The organism is Bacteroidota bacterium (assembly GCA_016722565.1).
Lineage (GTDB): Bacteria > Bacteroidota > Bacteroidia > 2-12-FULL-35-15 > 2-12-FULL-35-15 > 2-12-FULL-35-15.
Genome location: JADKIU010000003.1, coordinates 41,114 through 60,022, shown reverse-complemented (window position 1 = coordinate 60,022; position 18,909 = coordinate 41,114). Strand labels below are relative to the sequence as shown.

The 18,909-nt window shown below is 35.0% G+C and carries 19 protein-coding genes and 1 pseudogene; 19 read left to right on the top strand and 1 reads right to left on the bottom strand.

Annotated features, from left to right (window positions below):
• Position 1: 1 nt before the first annotated feature.
• Positions 2-1,729 (bottom strand): M23 family metallopeptidase, encoded by a 1,728-nt coding sequence (locus IPP64_11365; protein ID MBL0329989.1) that lies wholly within the window; start codon positions 1,727-1,729, stop codon positions 2-4.
• A 100-nt stretch (positions 1,730-1,829) separates the two neighbouring features.
• Between IPP64_11365 and IPP64_11360 the strand changes: the two genes are divergently transcribed.
• From IPP64_11360 to IPP64_11270, 19 genes and pseudogenes are all read left to right on the top strand, one after another.
• Positions 1,830-2,114, top strand: coding sequence for a hypothetical protein (locus tag IPP64_11360; GenBank protein MBL0329988.1), 285 nt, complete (start codon positions 1,830-1,832; stop codon positions 2,112-2,114).
• Between the two features lie 90 nt (positions 2,115-2,204).
• Entirely contained in the window at positions 2,205-2,495 is a 291-nt protein-coding gene (locus tag IPP64_11355; protein ID MBL0329987.1) for a cell division protein ZapA, read from the top strand.
• A 142-nt stretch (positions 2,496-2,637) separates the two neighbouring features.
• A complete protein-coding gene (rny, locus tag IPP64_11350) occupies positions 2,638-4,179 on the top strand; it encodes a ribonuclease Y (protein MBL0329986.1) in 1,542 nt (513 codons plus the stop codon).
• A 39-nt stretch (positions 4,180-4,218) separates the two neighbouring features.
• A pseudogene (locus IPP64_11345) lies at positions 4,219-5,075 on the top strand (ABC transporter permease).
• Between the two features lie 8 nt (positions 5,076-5,083).
• Positions 5,084-6,337 carry an ABC transporter ATP-binding protein gene (locus tag IPP64_11340; GenBank protein ID MBL0329985.1) on the top strand — a complete coding sequence of 418 codons (1,254 nt, stop codon included), beginning with the start codon at positions 5,084-5,086 and terminating at the stop codon, positions 6,335-6,337.
• Complete coding sequence (locus IPP64_11335; protein ID MBL0329984.1) at positions 6,337-7,410, top strand: DegT/DnrJ/EryC1/StrS family aminotransferase; 1,074 nt, start codon at positions 6,337-6,339, stop codon at positions 7,408-7,410. The genes IPP64_11340 and IPP64_11335 overlap by 1 nt, the downstream gene beginning before the upstream one ends.
• 9 nt (positions 7,411-7,419) lie before the next feature.
• The gene (locus IPP64_11330) at positions 7,420-8,058 is read left to right on the top strand and encodes an acetyltransferase (protein ID MBL0329983.1); all 639 of its coding nucleotides are present in this window, start codon (positions 7,420-7,422) and stop codon (positions 8,056-8,058) included.
• Entirely contained in the window at positions 8,055-9,206 is a 1,152-nt protein-coding gene (locus IPP64_11325; protein ID MBL0329982.1) for a TDP-N-acetylfucosamine:lipid II N-acetylfucosaminyltransferase, read from the top strand. Before IPP64_11330 ends, IPP64_11325 begins: the two co-directional genes overlap by 4 nt.
• Before the next feature lie 5 nt (positions 9,207-9,211).
• Positions 9,212-10,357: a glycosyltransferase gene (locus tag IPP64_11320; GenBank protein MBL0329981.1), complete on the top strand. Its 1,146-nt coding sequence runs from the start codon at positions 9,212-9,214 to the stop codon at positions 10,355-10,357.
• A 25-nt stretch (positions 10,358-10,382) separates the two neighbouring features.
• Positions 10,383-11,207, top strand: a complete 825-nt coding sequence (locus IPP64_11315; protein ID MBL0329980.1) for a methyltransferase domain-containing protein — start codon at positions 10,383-10,385, stop codon at positions 11,205-11,207.
• 1 nt (position 11,208) lies between these two features.
• On the top strand, positions 11,209-12,246 hold the full coding sequence (locus IPP64_11310; GenBank protein MBL0329979.1) for a glycosyl transferase: 1,038 nt from the start codon (positions 11,209-11,211) through the stop codon (positions 12,244-12,246).
• A gap of 36 nt (positions 12,247-12,282) precedes the next feature.
• Positions 12,283-12,657 carry an FdtA/QdtA family cupin domain-containing protein gene (locus tag IPP64_11305; protein MBL0329978.1) on the top strand — a complete coding sequence of 125 codons (375 nt, stop codon included), beginning with the start codon at positions 12,283-12,285 and terminating at the stop codon, positions 12,655-12,657.
• Positions 12,654-13,739, top strand: coding sequence for a DegT/DnrJ/EryC1/StrS family aminotransferase (locus IPP64_11300; protein MBL0329977.1), 1,086 nt, complete (start codon positions 12,654-12,656; stop codon positions 13,737-13,739). Before IPP64_11305 ends, IPP64_11300 begins: the two co-directional genes overlap by 4 nt.
• A 2-nt stretch (positions 13,740-13,741) precedes the next feature.
• Positions 13,742-14,458, top strand: a complete 717-nt coding sequence (locus tag IPP64_11295) for a glycosyltransferase (protein ID MBL0329976.1) — start codon at positions 13,742-13,744, stop codon at positions 14,456-14,458.
• Between the two features lies 1 nt (position 14,459).
• Positions 14,460-15,359: a glycosyltransferase gene (locus tag IPP64_11290; GenBank protein ID MBL0329975.1), complete on the top strand. Its 900-nt coding sequence runs from the start codon at positions 14,460-14,462 to the stop codon at positions 15,357-15,359.
• Entirely contained in the window at positions 15,360-16,292 is a 933-nt protein-coding gene (locus tag IPP64_11285) for a glycosyltransferase family 2 protein (protein MBL0329974.1), read from the top strand.
• Positions 16,293-17,372 (top strand): glycosyltransferase, encoded by a 1,080-nt coding sequence (locus tag IPP64_11280; GenBank protein MBL0329973.1) that lies wholly within the window; start codon positions 16,293-16,295, stop codon positions 17,370-17,372.
• The gene (locus IPP64_11275; protein MBL0329972.1) at positions 17,362-17,898 is read left to right on the top strand and encodes a transferase; all 537 of its coding nucleotides are present in this window, start codon (positions 17,362-17,364) and stop codon (positions 17,896-17,898) included. The genes IPP64_11280 and IPP64_11275 overlap by 11 nt, the downstream gene beginning before the upstream one ends.
• Complete coding sequence (locus IPP64_11270; protein MBL0329971.1) at positions 17,899-18,909, top strand: glycosyltransferase family 2 protein; 1,011 nt, start codon at positions 17,899-17,901, stop codon at positions 18,907-18,909.

Sequence of the window (18,909 nt, the reverse complement as noted above, 5' to 3'; positions counted from 1 at the left end):
GTTATCTTTTAAAAATAAAGGTGAGTATGGAAGTATTTGCTTTATCGTCTGTCACTTCAATTTTAAATTCATGAAGACCGGGTTCAATTTTATAATCAAATGTATAAAATAGTAAATTTTGCTTGAATTCGTATTCACATAAAACCCATTTTCCGTCAATGGTTGCTCGGTATTTTCTGATCCCTGAAAGGTTGTCGCTGGCAATCACTCCAATTTTTTTAGCCTTACTTAGATCCGGAATTTGTTCTTTAATAATTTTAAAAGCAGGTTTTAGTTTCGGAGCCACCGTGTCAATTCCGATGGCGTAATTTCCAAACTCTTTCGTTTGTGTGGTTACCCAACCATCTGTGAAACCGCCACCTTCATAACTCTTTCCACCTTTTTTGTTTACAGATACGATACAGGCTTTACTTTGTAATGAATCGGGAAGTCGAACGGGTTTAATACTTAAGGTGATCGCTTTTTGTAAAGCAATGTTTTCATTCATGATTTCATATATAGGAGAAAAAGTAAGGGGTGCGGAACCGTTTTTTGTACAATAAAAATGAGTGTTCTCGTACAATGCTTCTGCGGGAATTTTTATTTTGATGTCTTCCGTTTCGTGTTTTATTTCTTCCAAGCAATTGTAAATAGGGAGTTTTGAAGTCATTTCACCGGAAAGTTTGCTTGACGAACTTTTTACTTTTAACAATAACTCGGTTGTGTTTCCAACAAAATCTTTCACAATAAATTTTATCCAATGTACCGAATCATCTGTGAAATTAAGGATTCCCTTGTTGATGACATCTTTGTAAATTCCAGATTTGTTGTTGGTGGTAACAAAACACCTTTGAATTTTTGTTCCCTGTTTTTGTTTTGATTCATAATCAATATGAGCGTTAACATAACGTGAATTTTCGAAGGTAAATGTTTCTAATTCGTGATAGTAGATTCGTTTTCCGCCCGATTGTAATTCAATGGAGAACACTCCATTTTTGTTTGTTGATTTTGTTTCGGTATCATAACATTCAATTCCGAACCCTATTTGTCCGCTCACAGTTACTGAATCTTGTTTCAAATAGGTGTATTTCCCTTTTTTATAAACCGGGGCAATTTTTTTTGAGGAGCCGAATCCTTTTCCGAATATTCTGGAATTATCATTCATTGGATAAACAGCTATTTGAGTAATTCTCGGTTTGACTGTATCTGCAATCAAATAACCGAAATAATAAGGGTTGATGGGCATTTCGGTTTTGGTATCACGTATTTCAAAATGTAAATGAGGACCTTGAGATCCACCGGTATTTCCGGAAATGCCAATTAATTCTCCTTTTTTTATTGGAAGAGTTGTTGGGGCAAGTGCTGTGTCTATTTCATAGGATTCTTTTAAGTACTGAATTTTGGTAGTGAATGTTTGAACATCATTATCAAAATCCTTTAAATGTCCGTAAACGGATGTATACCCATTCGGATGTGTAACATAGATAGCTTTTCCGTAACCAAATGCGCTGATCTTTATTCGGGAGATATAGCCATCAGCAACAGCATAAATGGGCATTCCTTCACGGTTATTGGTACGGATATCGAATCCCGCATGGAAATGGTTGGGGCGAATTTCTCCAAAGTTACCTGCTAAAGTCAGGGCAGTATCAACAGGGGAACGAAAATCATTTTGAGGATAACGGGTCTGTGCAAGAAGCGAAAAGGGTAAAAAAAAGAGAAAGAATGTCCAAAAAATCGTTTTTTGCATGCACAAAAGTAGGAAAACCAATGTTAAGAAATATTTTGTAGTTCAGATATTGAGTGTTATATTTGTAAAAACTTGAAATGAACAGATTTAATACTTGATTATGAACGACTTAACTTTAAACATAACAGATTTAAAATCGAAAATAGAGAAATTAGTAAACTTACACCAAGTGCTTAAAAAAGAGAATGAGCAATTGGCTGCAGATAAAGAAAATTTACAAAAAACGATTGACGAACAAAAATTAACGATTGAGGCTTTAGAAAAAAACAATAAAGAGATTGAAGCTTCTAAAAACGAAGAACAAAGTAAAATAGTAACAGATACCAAAGTGAAAATTAATGAGTTAGTGCAGGAAATTGACAACTGTATTGCTCTTTTGAAATAGATAAAATAGTTCGGTTTATGGTTTGTACGTTTGATTTGGAGCAGTCCAGCAGATTGAAAAACAATAAACAACGAACTCGAAACTATAGAAATGGCTGAGATATCGTTAAAAATAATCATTGCGGGACGCACCTATCCACTTACCGTTAAGAAGGAGGAGGAGCAGGCTGTACAGTATGCCGCACGATTGATTAACGAGAAGGTGAAAGAGTTTGAGCAAAATTATTCGGTACGTGATAAGCAGGATTTGTTGGCTATGAGCGCATTGAATTTATTGGCTACTCAACAGAATACACCTAAAAAATCGCCTGAGTTAGAAAGTGAAATCAATCAACTCGATCTATTTGTTTCCGATTATCTTCAAAAAGAGTCCAATCCTTAGTCGGTTTGCCTTGTTGTTAACAACAGCATGTAAACAAAATTATCCGTCACTGGTTCCGTTTGACCCTCACAAAAGTCTACTTTGGCTTTTGAAATGAATGTGTGGGTGTTTAGTATGAACAATTTAAATATTTAATTAATTTATGGACATTATTATAATTGCAGTAATTGCCGCAGGAGGTTTGATTTTAGGGGCATTGGTTACATTTTTCCTCATAAAAATGTCGAACAAAGGCAAAGCGAGTAGCATTATCAAAGATGCTGAAATCAAAGGAGATGTGATTATCAAGGAGAAAAATTTACTTGCGAAAGAAAAATTTCTTCAGTTGAAAGCAGAACACGAGAAAGTAATCAACGAAAAAAATCAGGCCATTTTACAGTCAGAAAACAGAATCAAACAAAAAGAACAAACGCTTTCTCAAAAACAAGAGCAGGTTCAGCGCAAGGATGCTGAGTTGGATGCGTTGCGTCAGAACTTAACTCATCAATTGGATTTGTTGAATGCTAAACAAGCGGATGTAGATAAGTTTCACCGCAGACAAGTGGAGCAGTTGGAAACCTTAAGTGGAATGAAAGCGGAAGATGCGAAAGCACAATTGGTAGAGTCTTTAAAAGCTGAGGCCAGAACTCAAGCAATGTCGCATATAAAAGATATTGTTGAAGAGTCGAAAATCTCTGCAAATATGGAAGCAAAGAAAGTGGTGATTCAAACCATTCAACGTGTTGCTACGGAACATGCAATCGAAAACTCCGTTTCCATTTTCAATATCGAGAACGATGAAATCAAGGGAAGAATTATTGGTCGTGAAGGACGAAATATCCGTGCTTTAGAAGCAGCTACCGGAATTGAGATCATTGTAGATGATACTCCGGAAGCAATTATTTTATCAGGATTCGATCCTGTTAGAAGAGAGATTGCTCGTTTGTCGTTACATCAATTGGTTACCGATGGCCGTATCCACCCTGCTCGTATTGAAGAAGTAGTGGAGAAGGTGAAGAAACAAATTGAAGATGAAATTATTGAAATTGGTAAACGTACAACCATCGATTTAGGGATTCATGGATTGCATCCCGAATTAATTCGTATGGTTGGAAGAATGAAATACCGTTCATCGTACGGACAAAATTTATTACAACACTCCCGTGAAGTTGCAAACCTTTGCGCTACGATGGCCGCTGAGTTGGGCTTAAATGTGAAGATGGCGAAACGTGCAGGATTGTTACATGATATAGGTAAAGTGCCGGATGATTCACCAGAGGTGCCACATGCAATTTTAGGGATGCAGTTGGCCGAAAAATATAAAGAGAAACCGGAAGTATGTAATGCAATCGGAGCTCATCATGATGAAATTGAAATGACAACCTTATTGTCGCCAATCGTTCAAGTTTGCGATGCGATCAGTGGTGCTCGTCCAGGTGCAAGACGAGAAGTTGTTGAACAATACATCAAACGTTTGAAAGATTTGGAAGCATTGGCAATGTCTTATCCTGGAGTTGATAAAACATATGCGATTCAAGCCGGACGTGAGTTGCGAGTATTGGTGTCAAGCGATAAGGTGACAGATAAAGATGCAGAAACACTTTCGTTTGATATTTCACAACGTATTCAAACGGAAATGACATATCCTGGGCAAGTGAAAGTAACGGTGATTCGTGAAACTAGAGCTGTTAATTACGCGAAGTAAGATTTATAACACAAAAAACTTTGGACTTTAAACTTTCTAATTTTTAACTTTTGTTTGAGTAAACACCGAATCATAATTGAACCAGGTACTGAAAACAGTAACTATTGGAAAGACCTCTGGAATTACCGGGGCTTTTCTACTTTTTGGCATGGCGCGATATTTTGGTGAGATACAAGCAAACTGTGATTGGTATTGTTTGGAGTTTGCTTCGACCATTGATTACAATAGTTGTATTTACAGTTGTTTTCAATAAGTTAGGAAAGTTTGAGGCTCAAGAAGGAGTTCCTTACGCAATTATGGTTTGTGCAGCCATGCTACCGTGGCAGTTTTTTGCAAGTGCTTTTGGTGACTCTGCAAACTCGCTCATTTCAAACTCAAATTTACTAACAAAGGTTTATTTTCCACGTTTGATAGTGCCAGCAAGCACTGTAATTGTTTGTTTGATTGATTTCTTTATTTCCTTTTTAATTTTGATTGGAATGTTTTTCTGGTTTCACTTCGTACCAGATTGGAGAATCTTATTGATGCCATTATTTCTGTTGTTGGCTTTAATTACTGCAATGGGAACAGGTTTGTTTATCGCAGCATTAAATGTAAAATACCGTGATTTTAGAATCATCATACCATTTATCATTCAAATTGGTTTATATGTTTCGCCTGTTGGCTATAGCAGCAATGAAATATATTCGAGAGATATTCCTCAAATCTTAAAATATCTTTATGCCTTAAATCCAATGGTGGGTGTTATAGATGGTTTTCGCTGGTGCATAATGGGTGGAAATACACCGTTACACATTCCTGAATTTATTGCATCCATTGTTATAAGTGTGTTGTTTTTATTTATTGGTGTATGGTATTTCCGTAGAATGGAAAAATCATTCGCAGATGTTATCTAAGATTATAAATGAATAAGTCCGTCATAAAAGTTGAACACATAAGTAAGAGTTACATTCTGAAGCATCAGAATGCGGAAGCTTACACAGCTTTGCGTGATGTGATTGCAAACAAAGTGAAATCGTTTGGTCGCTCTGTTACAAAAGATGATTTATCAAGAGAAGAGTTTTTGGCAATCGATGATATTTCATTTGATATCAAACAAGGCGAGCGAGTTGGAATAATCGGAAGAAATGGTGCAGGGAAATCTACATTGTTGAAAATGTTAAGCAGGATTGTGACTCCAACGAAAGGACGTATAACCATTGATGGTCGTGTTGCAAGTTTGTTAGAAGTTGGAACAGGTTTCCATCCCGAGTTAACAGGTCGAGAAAATATTTTTTTGAATGGTTCCATTTTAGGAATGAATAAAGTTGAAATCAAACAGAAGTTTGATGAAATTGTTGCCTTTGCTGAAGTGGAAAAATTTTTAGATACCCCTGTTAAGCGCTACTCATCAGGAATGTATGTGCGTTTAGCGTTTGCAGTTGCGGCTCATTTGGAACCTGAAATATTAGTCGTGGATGAGGTACTTGCAGTTGGAGATGCAGAGTTTCAAAAAAAATGTTTAGGAAAGATGAAAGATGTTTCCGGTGAAGGCAGAACAGTATTATTTGTTAGCCACAACATGGGCGCAATTCAATCATTGTGTGACAAAACCATCGTATTAAATCGTGGTAAAATTGTTTATGATGGTGATGTGAACGGTGGGATATCCTATTATTTGACAAATAATAACAATCAAACGGTGGAGCTGTCCAAACGCACAGATCGAAATGGAAATGGGCAGTTGAAATTTACCGGAATTTCTTTTGAAGATGTTGCAGGAAACTCCGTGGAAGAAATATTATCTGGAGATGCATTGAAAGTGAATGTGCAGTTTGAAAACGAGCCGAATATGGATTTTAGCAAACTGCTTGTTTCTGTTGCTTTTTTTGACGAATACCAAAACATTGTATTGTCTTTTGTTTCGGATGAAATGGGAACTAACTTTTCATTTTTAAAAAACAATGGGGTGCTTCATTTACGTGTTCCCGAATTTTTGTTGAGAGGAGGGCAATATTCAGTTCGTTTATTTGCTTCTTATAATGGCACACTTCCAGAATGTGTTTGTGATAATATTGAAAATGCAATCCGATTAACGGTAATATCGAGTGATTTCTGGAAATCAGGACAAACGATTCGTCCGGGTAATTATGCAGTACTAAATGGGGAATATTTCTAATGATACAAGTAACAAAAACATATCTTCCATCTTTTGATGAATATACAGCGCAACTCAAAAGAGCTTGGGATAAAGGGTGGATAACCAATAATGGTGAGCTTGTTTTGGAATTAGAACAAACTCTGAAAAAGTATTTAGGTGTAAAGCATTTGTTTTTTTGTAACAATGGAACAACTGTTTTGCAAATGGCATTAAAAGCACTGGATATAAAGAAAGAAGTTATCACAACACCTTTCTCATACGTTGCTACTACCACCGCAATTCTGTGGGAGAACTGCACGCCTGTTTTTGTTGATATTAATGATCAGGATTATAATGTTGATGCTACTAAAATTGAAGCCGCAATCACTCCAAATACCGAAGCGATTTTAGTGACTCATGTGTATGGTAATCCTTGTAATGTAGAAAAAATTGAGGCCATTGCTAAAAAGCACAACCTGAAAGTGATTTATGATGGAGCACATGCATTCGGTGTAAATTATAAAAACAAAAGTTTATTGAGCTACGGAGATATTGCTACCTGCAGTTTTCACGCTACCAAATTGTTTCATACGGTTGAAGGTGGAGCAATCATTACTGATAATGATGAAATTGCGAATAAATTAATGCTGTATCGTCAGTTTGGGCATGTCTATGATGATTATTATAGCGTGGGAATAAATGGCAAAAATTCTGAATTTCATGCAGCAATGGGGTTGGCGGTATTCCCTAAACTCCCGGAGTTGATTGAGAAAAGAAAAATCCTTACAAACCTATATAATCAAAATTTGTTGCCGCTAGGATTGATTCGTCCACAGCCGCTGACGGATACGGATTACAATTACAGTTATTATCCGGTAGTGTTTTCTTCGGAAGCATTGTTGCTGAATGTAAAAAACAAGTTAGCGCAAAACGAAATTAATACCCGTAGATATTTTTATCCTTCATTAAATGAGTTACCATATCTAACCCAAAAGTATGATTGTCCTATTTCGGAAGACATAAGCAGAAGGGTATTGTGTTTGCCATTGTATCCTGATTTGGAAACGGACACTGTGGCTAAAATTTGTTCGGTTATCAAAACTAATTTATAAAATACGACAATGCTGGTTATAGGAGCAAAAGGCTTTGCAAAGGAGTTATTGCATGTATTAAACAAACTACCGGAGCGTGGTGAACTTGTTTTTTATGATGATGTTTCACCGAATACCTCTGAGCAGTTTATGGATACTTTTTTGGTTGTTAAAAATCAGGAAGATGCGAAAGCCTATTTTCAGAAAACAGATAATCGTTTTGTGATTGGGATAGGAAAACCTCAGTTAAGGCAAATGTTTGCCGAGAAAATGGAAGCATTCGGTGGAATATTTACAACAGTACTTTCACCAACGGCCGATATTGGTATTTATAATAATCGTATTGCTGAAGGTGTCGTAATTATGGATCGTGTTATCATTGAAACGGACAATCAGATTGGAAAAGGATGTTTGATTCATGTTGGCACTTTTATAAGTCATGATGTAAAGATTGGCGCCTATTCCGAAATTTCACCTTTTGTAAAACTGTTAGGTAATGTTCAAATTGGAAGTACCTGTTCCATTGGAACAAATGCTGTGATTTTGCCGAATATAAAAATAGGAAACAATGTTGTTGTTGGTGCCGGTTCTGTTGTTACAAAGGATATTCCCGATAATACTACGGTAGCTGGAGTGCCAGCAAAACCGCTGTTAAAAAATAATAAATGAAGCTTCATTTAACGCACGATAATGTATTTATTGATAATATAGTTTCGGCATGTAAAGAGCTGAAATTATTGGAGGAGCATAAGTTTATCGTTTTTCCCAATGATGATACGGACGTAATAAAATATACCAAAAGTGTAGAAGTGATTACGTGTGTATATAATTCTGAACGCTTCCTGGATTCAATTGGTGATTGGAATCAATATTCTACAGTTTATATTCATTGGTTGTGGGATAGAACCCAACAATTGGTTTTGCAAATTCCTAAAGAGGTAAAAGTCGTTTGGTGTTTTTGGGGAGGAGATGGGTTAGAGGTTCCTGAATTGATGAATTTTGTTTTTCAGCCCCAAACAGCACGTTACATTACTTTAAATAAAAAAATAAAACCGCTATTCACATTTAGTTATCAAAAGCTTAGACAGCATCTATATAAAAATTATAAACATGCAGGTTCCTTTTTTAAGCAACATAAAAAGGCTGTACAACGTGTGAATTACTTTGCACACTACCTTCCATACGACTTTGAACTGATCAACAAGGCCAATGATTCCTCCATGGAACTGGTGCCATTTCATTATGCTTGTATTGAAGATTTGATGGATTTTTCTTCTCCTGTTCGTGTACCGCAAGGAAATCATATTATTCTAGGTAACAGCGATACGGAAACGAATAATCATATCGAAGCAATTGATATTCTGAGTAAATCAAATTTACAAGGATATAAAATATATTGTCCCCTTTCCTATGAAGGAAAACAGTATTCACACGATATGGCTTCACTCGGCAAAAAGAAGCTAGGAAGTAATTTTATTCCATTATTAGAGTTTTTACCTAAATCGGAATACGAAAAGATTTTGAGCGTAGCAAAAGTTGCAATCATGAATCATAATCGTTCGCAGGCACTCGGAAATCTAGCAATACTCTTATGCAATGGAACAAAAGTTTATATGAGTGAAAAGAGTGCATTATATAAATTTTTCAAATCAAATAAAGTTGTGGTTTATTCATTGCAAATGGATTTTCAGAATGCAAACAGCGCAACCTTAGATCCACTTTCTCTGAATGAAATTGAACATAATCGGAAGATGATGCTGGAACTCTTTGGGCGAGATCGATACATGGAAAAGTTGGTGAATTTATTTAAACTATAGATGAAATGTCTAAAATAAAAATACTAAAGGCTGCAACCTATTATCCTGATTTTATTTCGGAGGTTTATTTGAAAAAGATATTCGATCCTCAGTTGGATTATGCTGCCAACCATAAAAAATTGATGGATACCTGTTGTGCATGGTCCGACTTTTGGAAAATTAATTTAGAGGCATTGGGTGAATTTGAAGTACAGGAAACCGTTTTTAATGTTGAAGAACTCCAAAAAAAATGGGCCAAGGAGAATGATTTTAAGTACGATCAGCAGGATTGGAAACAAAGCATTTATACCGAGCAGCTAAGGGTGTTTCAACCAGATATTTTGGTGATGCAGGATATGTATCACCATTCACATTATTTGACAAATCTTAAGAAGGTAATTCCTTCCATAAAATTAATTGTTGGTTGGGATGGGATACTTTTTCACAATAAGGAAACATTTCTTGATTGTGATTTAATTTTGACCTGTGTTCAGGATACATGTGATTATTATGAATCATTTGGCTTTAAAACTCATTTTTTTAAATTTGGTTTTGAAACTGAATTATTAAAAAAACTCAAACAGAACCATGAAAAATATCCTGTTTCTTTTGTGGGGTCGTTGCATTTGGGTCCGGGATACCATTTGAATCGGTTGAAACTGATTTCACATATTGTATCAAATGTTGACATGAATATTTGGGCGGCCTCTTTCGATTATCAATGGAAGCTCTATTCACCCCATCAGATTAGAAGAATGATGGATTTTAAGTTTTCATTGGTGTACGATATTTATAAAGTTGCCAAACGAAATAAAGGGATGCTTTTTGGCATAGATATGTTTCAAACGCTTCACGATACCAAAATTACATTCAATTCGCATGGTGAAAATTCACCTAAAAAAGCTGCAAATATGCGTTTGTTTGAAGCAACCGGTGTAGGCACCTGCTTGTTAACGGATTGGAAAGAAAATTTGTCTGACTTTTTTGTTCCTGATGTGGAAGTCGTTACGTATAAAACCAAAGAAGAGGCGGTAGATAAAATCAAATATTTGCTGAACAATGAAGCTGAAAGAAAAAAAATTGCAGATGCTGGGCAAAAACGAACTTTGGAAAACTACTCCTATCAATTGCGAATGATTGAAATTGCATCCTTGTTTAAATCGATGCTTTAAAACAGGTATATAAAATTAAAAACGAATGGCGTCTAAATTGGCATATTTAAACTTGGGTTGCGGTGCAACTTTTCATACTGACTGGACGAATGTCGATTTTGTTTCGTCTTCAGAATACGTTAAGCAACATAATTTGTTGGAAGGTGTGCCATACGAAGATAATCGGTTTGATGTTGTTTATCATTCCCATGTGCTTGAACACTTTCCAAAAAAAAATGCACATACTTTTATAAAAGAATGCTATCGTGTTTGTAAGCCAGGAGCTATTATTCGAATTGCAATACCAGACTTAGAACAAATCGCTTTGAATTACATAAAGTACCTGAATGAAAGTATAGCAGGAGTGCTTGGAGCGGAGCAAAAGTATGCGTGGACCATGTTGGAACTATTCGATCAAGTAGTACGTTCAAAAACAGGTGGTGATATGATTGCATATATTAAAGATACATCTAACAATAATGATGCTTTTTTACTTGAAAGAAACGGACAGGAAGTGCAACGAATTATGGATATGTACAGAGGACATGAGGTTGCAACATCAATTAGTTACTCATTTGTTGATCGTTTTATGGAAATGCCGAAACGAATAAGAAGAAAGTTAATTGCTCTTTTGTTGGGCAAAGAATATGCTGCTTATCAAATTGGAAAGTTCAGAATGGAAGGAGAAATTCATCAATGGATGTATGATCGTTATTCTCTAAAAAAAATGTTAGAAGAGGCTGGATTTAAGAATGTTCAAGTGAAAAGTAAGTTTGAAAGTAGTATCCCCGATTGGGAAACTTTTAATTTGGATGGGAAAGAAGGTCTATTAAGAAAACCAGATTCGTTGTTTGTTGAAGCTGTAAAATAAAATGAAACTTAATTTTTGCACCCTTTTTAATGCTAGTTATTTGTCGCGAGGTGTCGTGATGTATGAGTCATTGCAGCTACATTGTGATGATTTTCACCTATACGTTTATGCCTTCGATGATGTGTGCTTAAATTATCTGAAAAGTCGAAATTTTAAAAATCTAACAGTTGTTTCTTTAAAAGAATTTGAAACATTGGAATTGTTAGAAGCAAAAAAAACGAGAACTGCAGGTGAATATTGTTGGACGTGCTCTTCCTCTACAATAGATTATTCTATTAAACACTTTGATTTAGATAATTGTACGTATGTGGATGCGGATATGCTGTTTTATTCTAACCCAAGGGTATTGATTGATGAAATGGGTACGAATTCGGTTTTGATTACCTCTCATCGATATACAAAAGAATATGATCAATCGGATGTGAGTGGGAAATATTGTGTTCAGTTTATGACATTTAAAAATACACCTGAAGGGATGGCGGTATTAGATTGGTGGAGAAATGCTTGTATTGAATGGTGTTTTGGTCGAGTAGAGGATGGGAAATTTGGTGATCAAAAATATGTTGACGAATTTCAAACACGATTTTCAGGTGTTCATGAATTAAAACATCTGGGTGGTGGCGTTGCTCCTTGGAATGTTCAACAATATACTTTTTCGTCAAAAGATGAAAAAATAAGAGGAAAGGAAATAGTATCGGGTAAAGAATTTGACTTAGTTTTCTTTCATTTTCATGGATTGAAATTTTATGAAAATAATATTGTTGGATTAACTGGTGAATTATATGAGATCAGAAAAGAAATTCAATCGATGTTCTATTTTCCTTACATCGATTTGTTAAATGCATCTAAAAAGATTATTCATGTTGATGTAAAGGATGTTGACCCCAATGGGAATGCGGGCTTTGCTCCTTATAAGCCACTGGGCTTCAGTTTGCTATTGCGATTTTATCTTTCTGGTCTGAAACAATCGTTGACAAATATCTTTGGGAAAAGTCTTAAAAAGCGCATTCGGCACCATTATTTTTTCGATAATAAATGAGTCTAAATTAGTAACTTAGCCTCATAAAATTACGGTATGGCTCACATCATTGACTTGAAAACATTTACGGATAAAAGAGGTAATCTAACGGTTATTGAGAAGGTGATACCATTTGATATTAAACGCGTGTTTTATATCTATGGTGTAGATGACTCCAAAAGAGGCGGACATCGTCATCATAAAACGATACAAGCCGCTATTTGCATAAAAGGCTCTTGTACGATACATAACAATGACGGAACTGTAGAAACGGATTTTGAACTGAATCAACCTAATAAATGCTTGATATTGGAACCGCAAGACTGGCATACAATGGATCATTTTTCATCAGATGCTATTTTAATGGTTTTTGCCTCCGAATATTTTGATGCAGCAGATTATATTCATGAACCTTACGAATCTAAAAAATGATTGAATACGAAAATTTAGGAAAGCTCAATGCTCCCTTTTTCGATGCGTTTGAAAAAGCTTTTAAGGAAACCCTTGAAAGTGGATGGTATATTCTTGGAAATAAAGTTCAATCTTTTGAAAACGAATTTGCAACATATTGCAATGCCAAGCATTGTATCGGTTTGGCAAATGGCTTGGATGCATTGATTTTAGCTCTTCGGGCATTCGACTTTGAAAAAGGGGATGAAGTGATTGTTCCATCGAATACGTATATCGCAACGATTCTCTCCATTATCCATAATGGATTGAAACCTGTGCTGGTAGAACCGGATATCACAACCTATAACATTGACCCTCTAAAAATCGAAGAAAAAATCACTTCGAAAACGAAAGCAATTATGGTGGTGCATCTGTATGGGAAAATGTGCGAGATGGATGCAATCATGGCGATTGCTAAAAAGCATGAACTGAAAGTGATTGAAGATTGTGCTCAAGCACATGGCGCTTCCTACAAGAATACAAAAGCTGGAAATTGGGGTGATTTTGGTGCGTTTAGTTTTTATCCTACTAAAAACTTGGGTGCTATTGCTGATGCTGGGGCCATGACAACAAATGACCCAATGTTAGCAGAGGAAATAAAAACATTGCGCAATTATGGTTCTAAAACAAAATATTATAACGAACGTGTTGGTTTTAATTCAAGGCTGGACGAAGTACAAGCAGCATTTCTATCCATTAAATTGAAAAAGTTGGATGCGATTAATGAACATAAAAGGAAATTGGCAGCATTGTATTTGAAGGAATTAAAATCCGATTTTATTAAACCAGTTGTTCACCCTGATTATTTTGATGTGTATCATATTTTTAATGTTCGTCACGAAAAGCGTGATGCGCTTAAAGAATATTTGCTTGCAAATCAAATTAAAACGGACATACATTATCCCGTAGCTCCGAATAAACAAAAAGCAATGATTGGGATTATTGATGATCAAACTACGCCCATCGCTGAAAAAATTCATCAAACAACACTCAGCTTGCCAATTTCATTTTACCATACTGAAGAAGATATTTTAAGGGTGATTGAAGCAATGAACAAATTTTAATCATGCCACAACTTTCTGTTATTACAATTAACTATAATGATGCGGATGGATTGGAAAAAACAATCGTATCACTTGTTAATCAGTCCTATCAGGATTTTGAGTTGATTGTAATTGATGGAGGTTCTTCTGACGGGAGTGTGGATGTAATTAAAAAATACATATCTACTATTTCATATTGGGTTTCCGAAAAAGATAAAGGCATTTACAATGCCCAAAACAAAGGAATTGACAAAGCACAGGGCAACTATTGTCTGTTCTTAAATTCCGGAGATTATCTGGCTGATAACAAGGTGTTAGAGGCCGTTTTTGCTGAAAACAGAAAAGAAGACATTGTTTATGGAGATATGCTTACCATAGATGAATCAGGTAAAATGAAAAGATTGAATATGCCTGATTTTGTTGGTGTAAAACGAATGCTGTCCGATACGATTTGGCATCCCGTTACTTTTATTAAAAAAGAATTATTTAGCAAGTTCGGTTGTTACAATGAGGACTATCGTATTGCAGCAGATTATGATTTTTTTGTTCATGTGCTGATAGGTGAAAAAGTTTCACAGAAACATTTGCCGATTGTTATTTGTGTTTTTGATCGAACGGGCATAAGTTCTGATCCATCCAATATGAAATCCTTAATTGAAGAAAGAAATAAAATTCAAAATACTTACTTTAATTATTTTGTACTTATTTTATTCAGACTCTATAGTAAGCTTAGAAACTAAGATGGTATCGATTGTTATTCCTACATATAATTATGCGCACTATCTCGCTGAAACACTTCAGTCGGTTTGCAATCAAACCTATTCCGATTGGGAATGCATTATTATTGATGACGAATCATTGGATAACACTTCGGATGTGGTGGAACCTTTTCTTTTAAAAGACAATCGCTTTAAATACGTTCGACAGAATAATCAGGGTGTTTCTGCTGCCAGAAATAATGGACTTAAATTAGCAAAAGGCGATTTTATTCAGTTTATAGATGGCGATGATTTATTGCAACCCAATAAATTGAATTCGCAGGTGGCAGTTTTTAAAAACAACAAGGATATTGATATTGTGTATAATGATGTACGTTTTTTTGAAGATAAAAATCCTACTATTTTTAAAACGTCACTCAAAGGAAACAAAAATGACAATTGGTTACCACGTATATCTAAACGTGGAGCAGATGTAGTTGGCTTGTTTTCAAGTATAAATTTTATAGTTATAAATGCTCCTTTGGTCAGAAAATCTGTATTCGATAAGGTTGGCTATTTTAATGAAGAGATGAAAGCACTTGAAGATTGGGATTTTTGGATGAGATGCGCCTTAAATGATTGCTATTTTCATTTTAATGATTCTTCGGATTCATTCGCATTGGTTAGGGTACATACTGGAAGTTTGAGTACGATAAAACCATTGATGAATAAAGGTCATTTTATGTTTTTGAGAAATGCCTTAATGCATAAAAATTTAAGATATAACTATCGTTTTATATTATTTGTAAAGTATGTTGAATTGTTTTGGGACAGTGTTTTTTCGAAAGGATTTGTTTCCTTTGATGCGTTCTTGCTCTCATTTGCATCCTTACTTCTTTTGCCAGTTTATTTCTTAATTAAACTCTTCAGATTGTTAAAATAAGTGTCAGCGAACATTCACATATCTATTGTTATTGTTAATTACAATGTAAAGCAATTACTACTGCAGTGTTTGAAATCTATTTATTCGAATATTGGAGATGGATTGGTAATCGAGACGATTGTTGTAGATAATAATTCAGCTGATGATAGTGTTGAATCACTAAAAAAGGAATATCCTCAAGTAGTTTTGATTGAGAATAAATTTAATGCAGGCTTTTCAGGAGCGAATAACCAAGGAATGGAAATAGCCAAAGGAGAATGTGTTTTTCTACTAAATCCGGATACGGAAGTATTGGGAAATGCTCTGGAACAGCTTTATTTCTATTTGAAAGCGAATGAAGGTTGTGCAATTGTTGCTCCCCGTTTGTGGAATTCAGATCATACAATTCAGATTTCAGTTTGGAAAAATCATGCTCCAGTAGATTTAGTTTCGGAGACTTTTTTTCTGCATAAAGTTATTGGTCGACTCAATTATCCAATAGCTCAGCTGAAGTCTACTTTTGAAGTTAAAACCGCATCTGGTGCAGCATTGTTTTTTAATAAAAATCTGATTAAAAAAATAGGAATGCTGGATGTTTCTCTGTTTTGGATGGAAGACATCGATTTTTCTAAAAGAGCACAGGAGTGTGGGAAATTAATGTATTTGCATACAGCAGAAGTGATTCATCACAGTGGGCAAAGTCAGAAAAAGAATTATAATATTTCAATTGCCAATCAACTGCTGAGTAAGTTGAAGTATTACAAAAAATACCATTCATTTTTGGGATATGTAGTAGCCACTTTGTCTTGTTTTATTTTTATTGTAAGTAGGATTATCATTTTTGGTTTACTGAGTCCGACAAAAGACATATATTTATTAAAATTACGGGCCTATTTGTATACTTTCAAGCGCTACTTTAAGTACCTGTTTTTAAACGATAAAAAATTAATATAGATGAGAATCTGTTATTTCGCAGATGGCGAAAGTATTCATATTGTCCGTTGGTGCAAACATTTTGCAGATCAAGGACATGACGTGCATTTAATCTCATTTAAAAATGTTAAAATAGAAAAGGTGACCACTCACTTTATAGATACAGGTGCCATTGCTGTTGGGGGTGGAAATTGGAAAGTCCTTTTTAAATACAAAAAGGTTAAAAAAATAGTTAAACAAATACAGCCCGATGTATTTCATGCGCATTATGCAACCAGTTATGGAATTACCGGTGCATTGTGCGGTTTTCATCCATATATTATTACGGCTTTAGGAACAGATGTGCTCATAAGTCCGAATCAATCCAAAATTTTAAAGAGTCTATTGAAGTACGCCTTTTCAAAAGCAGATTGGATAACAGCTATGGCTGATCATATGAAGTTAGCGATAGAAAATTTAGGAGTAGATGCACGTAAAATTCAAACATTACCATTTGGTATCGATCCTGCCGTTTTTAACAATACAAACTCTAAAAAAAGTAGTGATTCATTTATAATTACGAGTACTCGAAATTTTGAAACTGTATATAATATTCCTCATTTGATAAAGGCCGTTTCTATTGCAAGAAAACAAATTCCCGGATTGAGATTAAATCTTATCGGTGCGGGTTCATTGCAAAAAGAAGTGGAGGAGTTAGTTGAGAAAGAAGGTCTGAAAGCGGTAACAACTTTTTTCGGAAAAGTTCCCCAGCCTAAAATTGCAGAGGTAATGAATGATTCTCATCTATTTGTTTCAGTTTCTATATCCGATGGCAATAATATTTCTTTGAATGAAGCCATGGCATGCGGAACATTTTGTATTGCAACAAACATACCTGCCAATACACAATGGATACAAGACGGAATCAATGGGTTTTTAGTAAAAATAGACGATGTTGAGGGATTAGCTGACAAAATCGTAACTTCATACCAGAAATATGATAAATTTCAGAAAATTGCTGTTCCGATGAATGCGTCTATTATTCAGGAAAAAGCGATTTGGCAACTGAACATGCAGAAGATGGAGAATACATACATTAAACTAGTAACAAATGGGAAATAGAATTGCAATTATTGGAGCTGGAGGTCACGGAAAAGTTGTATGTGATGCTATTTTAGCTCAAAATGAATACATTATAAATGGTTTTGTGGATGTTTCTTTACCCGTTGGAACAACTGTTATTAATGGTTATCAGGTAATTGCACATCAAAATAATCTTGAGTCTTTGAAATCGCAAGTCGATTTTTTTATTGTGGCTATCGGAAATAATAAAATTAGAGGAGAGCTTTATAAATTGGCAAAAACAATTTTAAAACCTGCAATCGTGATTCACCCTTCTGCCGTAATCGGTTCGGATGTACAAATTGGTGCAGGAACAGTGGTGCTGGCAAATTCTGTATTAAATGCCAGTTCCCAAATTGGAGAAAATGTGATTATTAATGCTCGTGTGGTGGTGGATCATGATTGTACAATCGGAAATAATATTCATTTGTCTATTGGAACAATGGTGGGTAGTAATTCAAAAATCAATGACGGATACCTGAGTGCAATCGGAGAAAATATTAATTCATTTTCAAATTTAGGTTAAGTGAAATCGGTTTCAATTGTTATTCCTTGCAGAAATGAAGAAAAGTACATCGGAAGGTGTATTGATTCTATTTTGATGCAAGACTATCCGCACGAAAAATTATCCATATTTATTTGTGATGGAATGAGTACCGATGAAACGGTAGCAATTGTTAAAGACTATGCCGTGAAACATGCTTTTATTCAGTTGCTTGTAAACGAAAAGCAAACCACTCCCTTTGCTCTTAACCTTGGTATTAAAGCATCCACTAGTGATGTGGTGATTATTTTGGGTGCTCATTCCGAGCTATACCCCGATTATGTTTCTTCTTGTGTAGAAGCATTTGATTTTGCACCGAATATTGGTTGTACGGGTGGTATCATTGAAAATGTATACGAGAACGAAATTTCAGATGTAATCGGAAAAGCAATGTCTTCCAGCTTTGGCGTTGGAAATGCTCATTTCAGAACGGGTAATAAAAATGGTTTTGTTGATACGGTCGCATTCGGAGCCTACAAAAGGGACGTGTTTCATAAAATCGGTTATTTTGATGAGGAGTTGATTCGCAATCAGGATGATGAATTTAATTTTCGACTAATCAAAAATGGTTTTACTATTTATTTGTTTCGAAAAATTCGTTCTAAATATTATGTTAGAGCATCTTATGGAAAATTATTTAAGCAATATGAGCAATACGGATACTGGAAAGTATATGTAAATAAAAAGCATAACACCGTAACCACATTGCGACAGGTTGTACCATTGTTTTTTGTTCTGTATTTGCTTTTTGGTGTTTTGGCATCCTTTTTTGGATATGTTTATTTTACTTTGTTTGCAATCGGATTATTACTCTATGCTGCAGCTGGCTATTTGTTTGCATACAACTTATCTACCGATCAATTTCAAATAACGAATATTATCAGAGTTTTTTTTATTCTTCATTTTTCATATGGTTGGGGATATTTAAAAGGGATGATTGACTTTTTTGTATTGAATAAAAAGATAAAAAGAACGGAATCACTTACTCGATAA

What these genes read in the sequence shown, in the direction of transcription:
- IPP64_11365 (MBL0329989.1), bottom strand. Translation starts at nt 1,729, where the DNA reads ATGCAAAAAACGATTTTTTGGACATTCTTTCTCTTTTTTTTACCCTTT.
- IPP64_11360 (MBL0329988.1), top strand. Translation starts at nt 1,830, where the DNA reads ATGAACGACTTAACTTTAAACATAACAGATTTAAAATCGAAAATAGAG.
- IPP64_11355 (MBL0329987.1), top strand. Translation starts at nt 2,205, where the DNA reads ATGGCTGAGATATCGTTAAAAATAATCATTGCGGGACGCACCTATCCA.
- rny (MBL0329986.1), top strand. Translation starts at nt 2,638, where the DNA reads ATGGACATTATTATAATTGCAGTAATTGCCGCAGGAGGTTTGATTTTA.
- IPP64_11340 (MBL0329985.1), top strand. Translation starts at nt 5,084, where the DNA reads ATGAATAAGTCCGTCATAAAAGTTGAACACATAAGTAAGAGTTACATT.
- IPP64_11335 (MBL0329984.1), top strand. Translation starts at nt 6,337, where the DNA reads ATGATACAAGTAACAAAAACATATCTTCCATCTTTTGATGAATATACA.
- IPP64_11330 (MBL0329983.1), top strand. Translation starts at nt 7,420, where the DNA reads ATGCTGGTTATAGGAGCAAAAGGCTTTGCAAAGGAGTTATTGCATGTA.
- IPP64_11325 (MBL0329982.1), top strand. Translation starts at nt 8,055, where the DNA reads ATGAAGCTTCATTTAACGCACGATAATGTATTTATTGATAATATAGTT.
- IPP64_11320 (MBL0329981.1), top strand. Translation starts at nt 9,212, where the DNA reads ATGTCTAAAATAAAAATACTAAAGGCTGCAACCTATTATCCTGATTTT.
- IPP64_11315 (MBL0329980.1), top strand. Translation starts at nt 10,383, where the DNA reads ATGGCGTCTAAATTGGCATATTTAAACTTGGGTTGCGGTGCAACTTTT.
- IPP64_11310 (MBL0329979.1), top strand. Translation starts at nt 11,209, where the DNA reads ATGAAACTTAATTTTTGCACCCTTTTTAATGCTAGTTATTTGTCGCGA.
- IPP64_11305 (MBL0329978.1), top strand. Translation starts at nt 12,283, where the DNA reads ATGGCTCACATCATTGACTTGAAAACATTTACGGATAAAAGAGGTAAT.
- IPP64_11300 (MBL0329977.1), top strand. Translation starts at nt 12,654, where the DNA reads ATGATTGAATACGAAAATTTAGGAAAGCTCAATGCTCCCTTTTTCGAT.
- IPP64_11295 (MBL0329976.1), top strand. Translation starts at nt 13,742, where the DNA reads ATGCCACAACTTTCTGTTATTACAATTAACTATAATGATGCGGATGGA.
- IPP64_11290 (MBL0329975.1), top strand. Translation starts at nt 14,460, where the DNA reads ATGGTATCGATTGTTATTCCTACATATAATTATGCGCACTATCTCGCT.
- IPP64_11280 (MBL0329973.1), top strand. Translation starts at nt 16,293, where the DNA reads ATGAGAATCTGTTATTTCGCAGATGGCGAAAGTATTCATATTGTCCGT.
- IPP64_11275 (MBL0329972.1), top strand. Translation starts at nt 17,362, where the DNA reads ATGGGAAATAGAATTGCAATTATTGGAGCTGGAGGTCACGGAAAAGTT.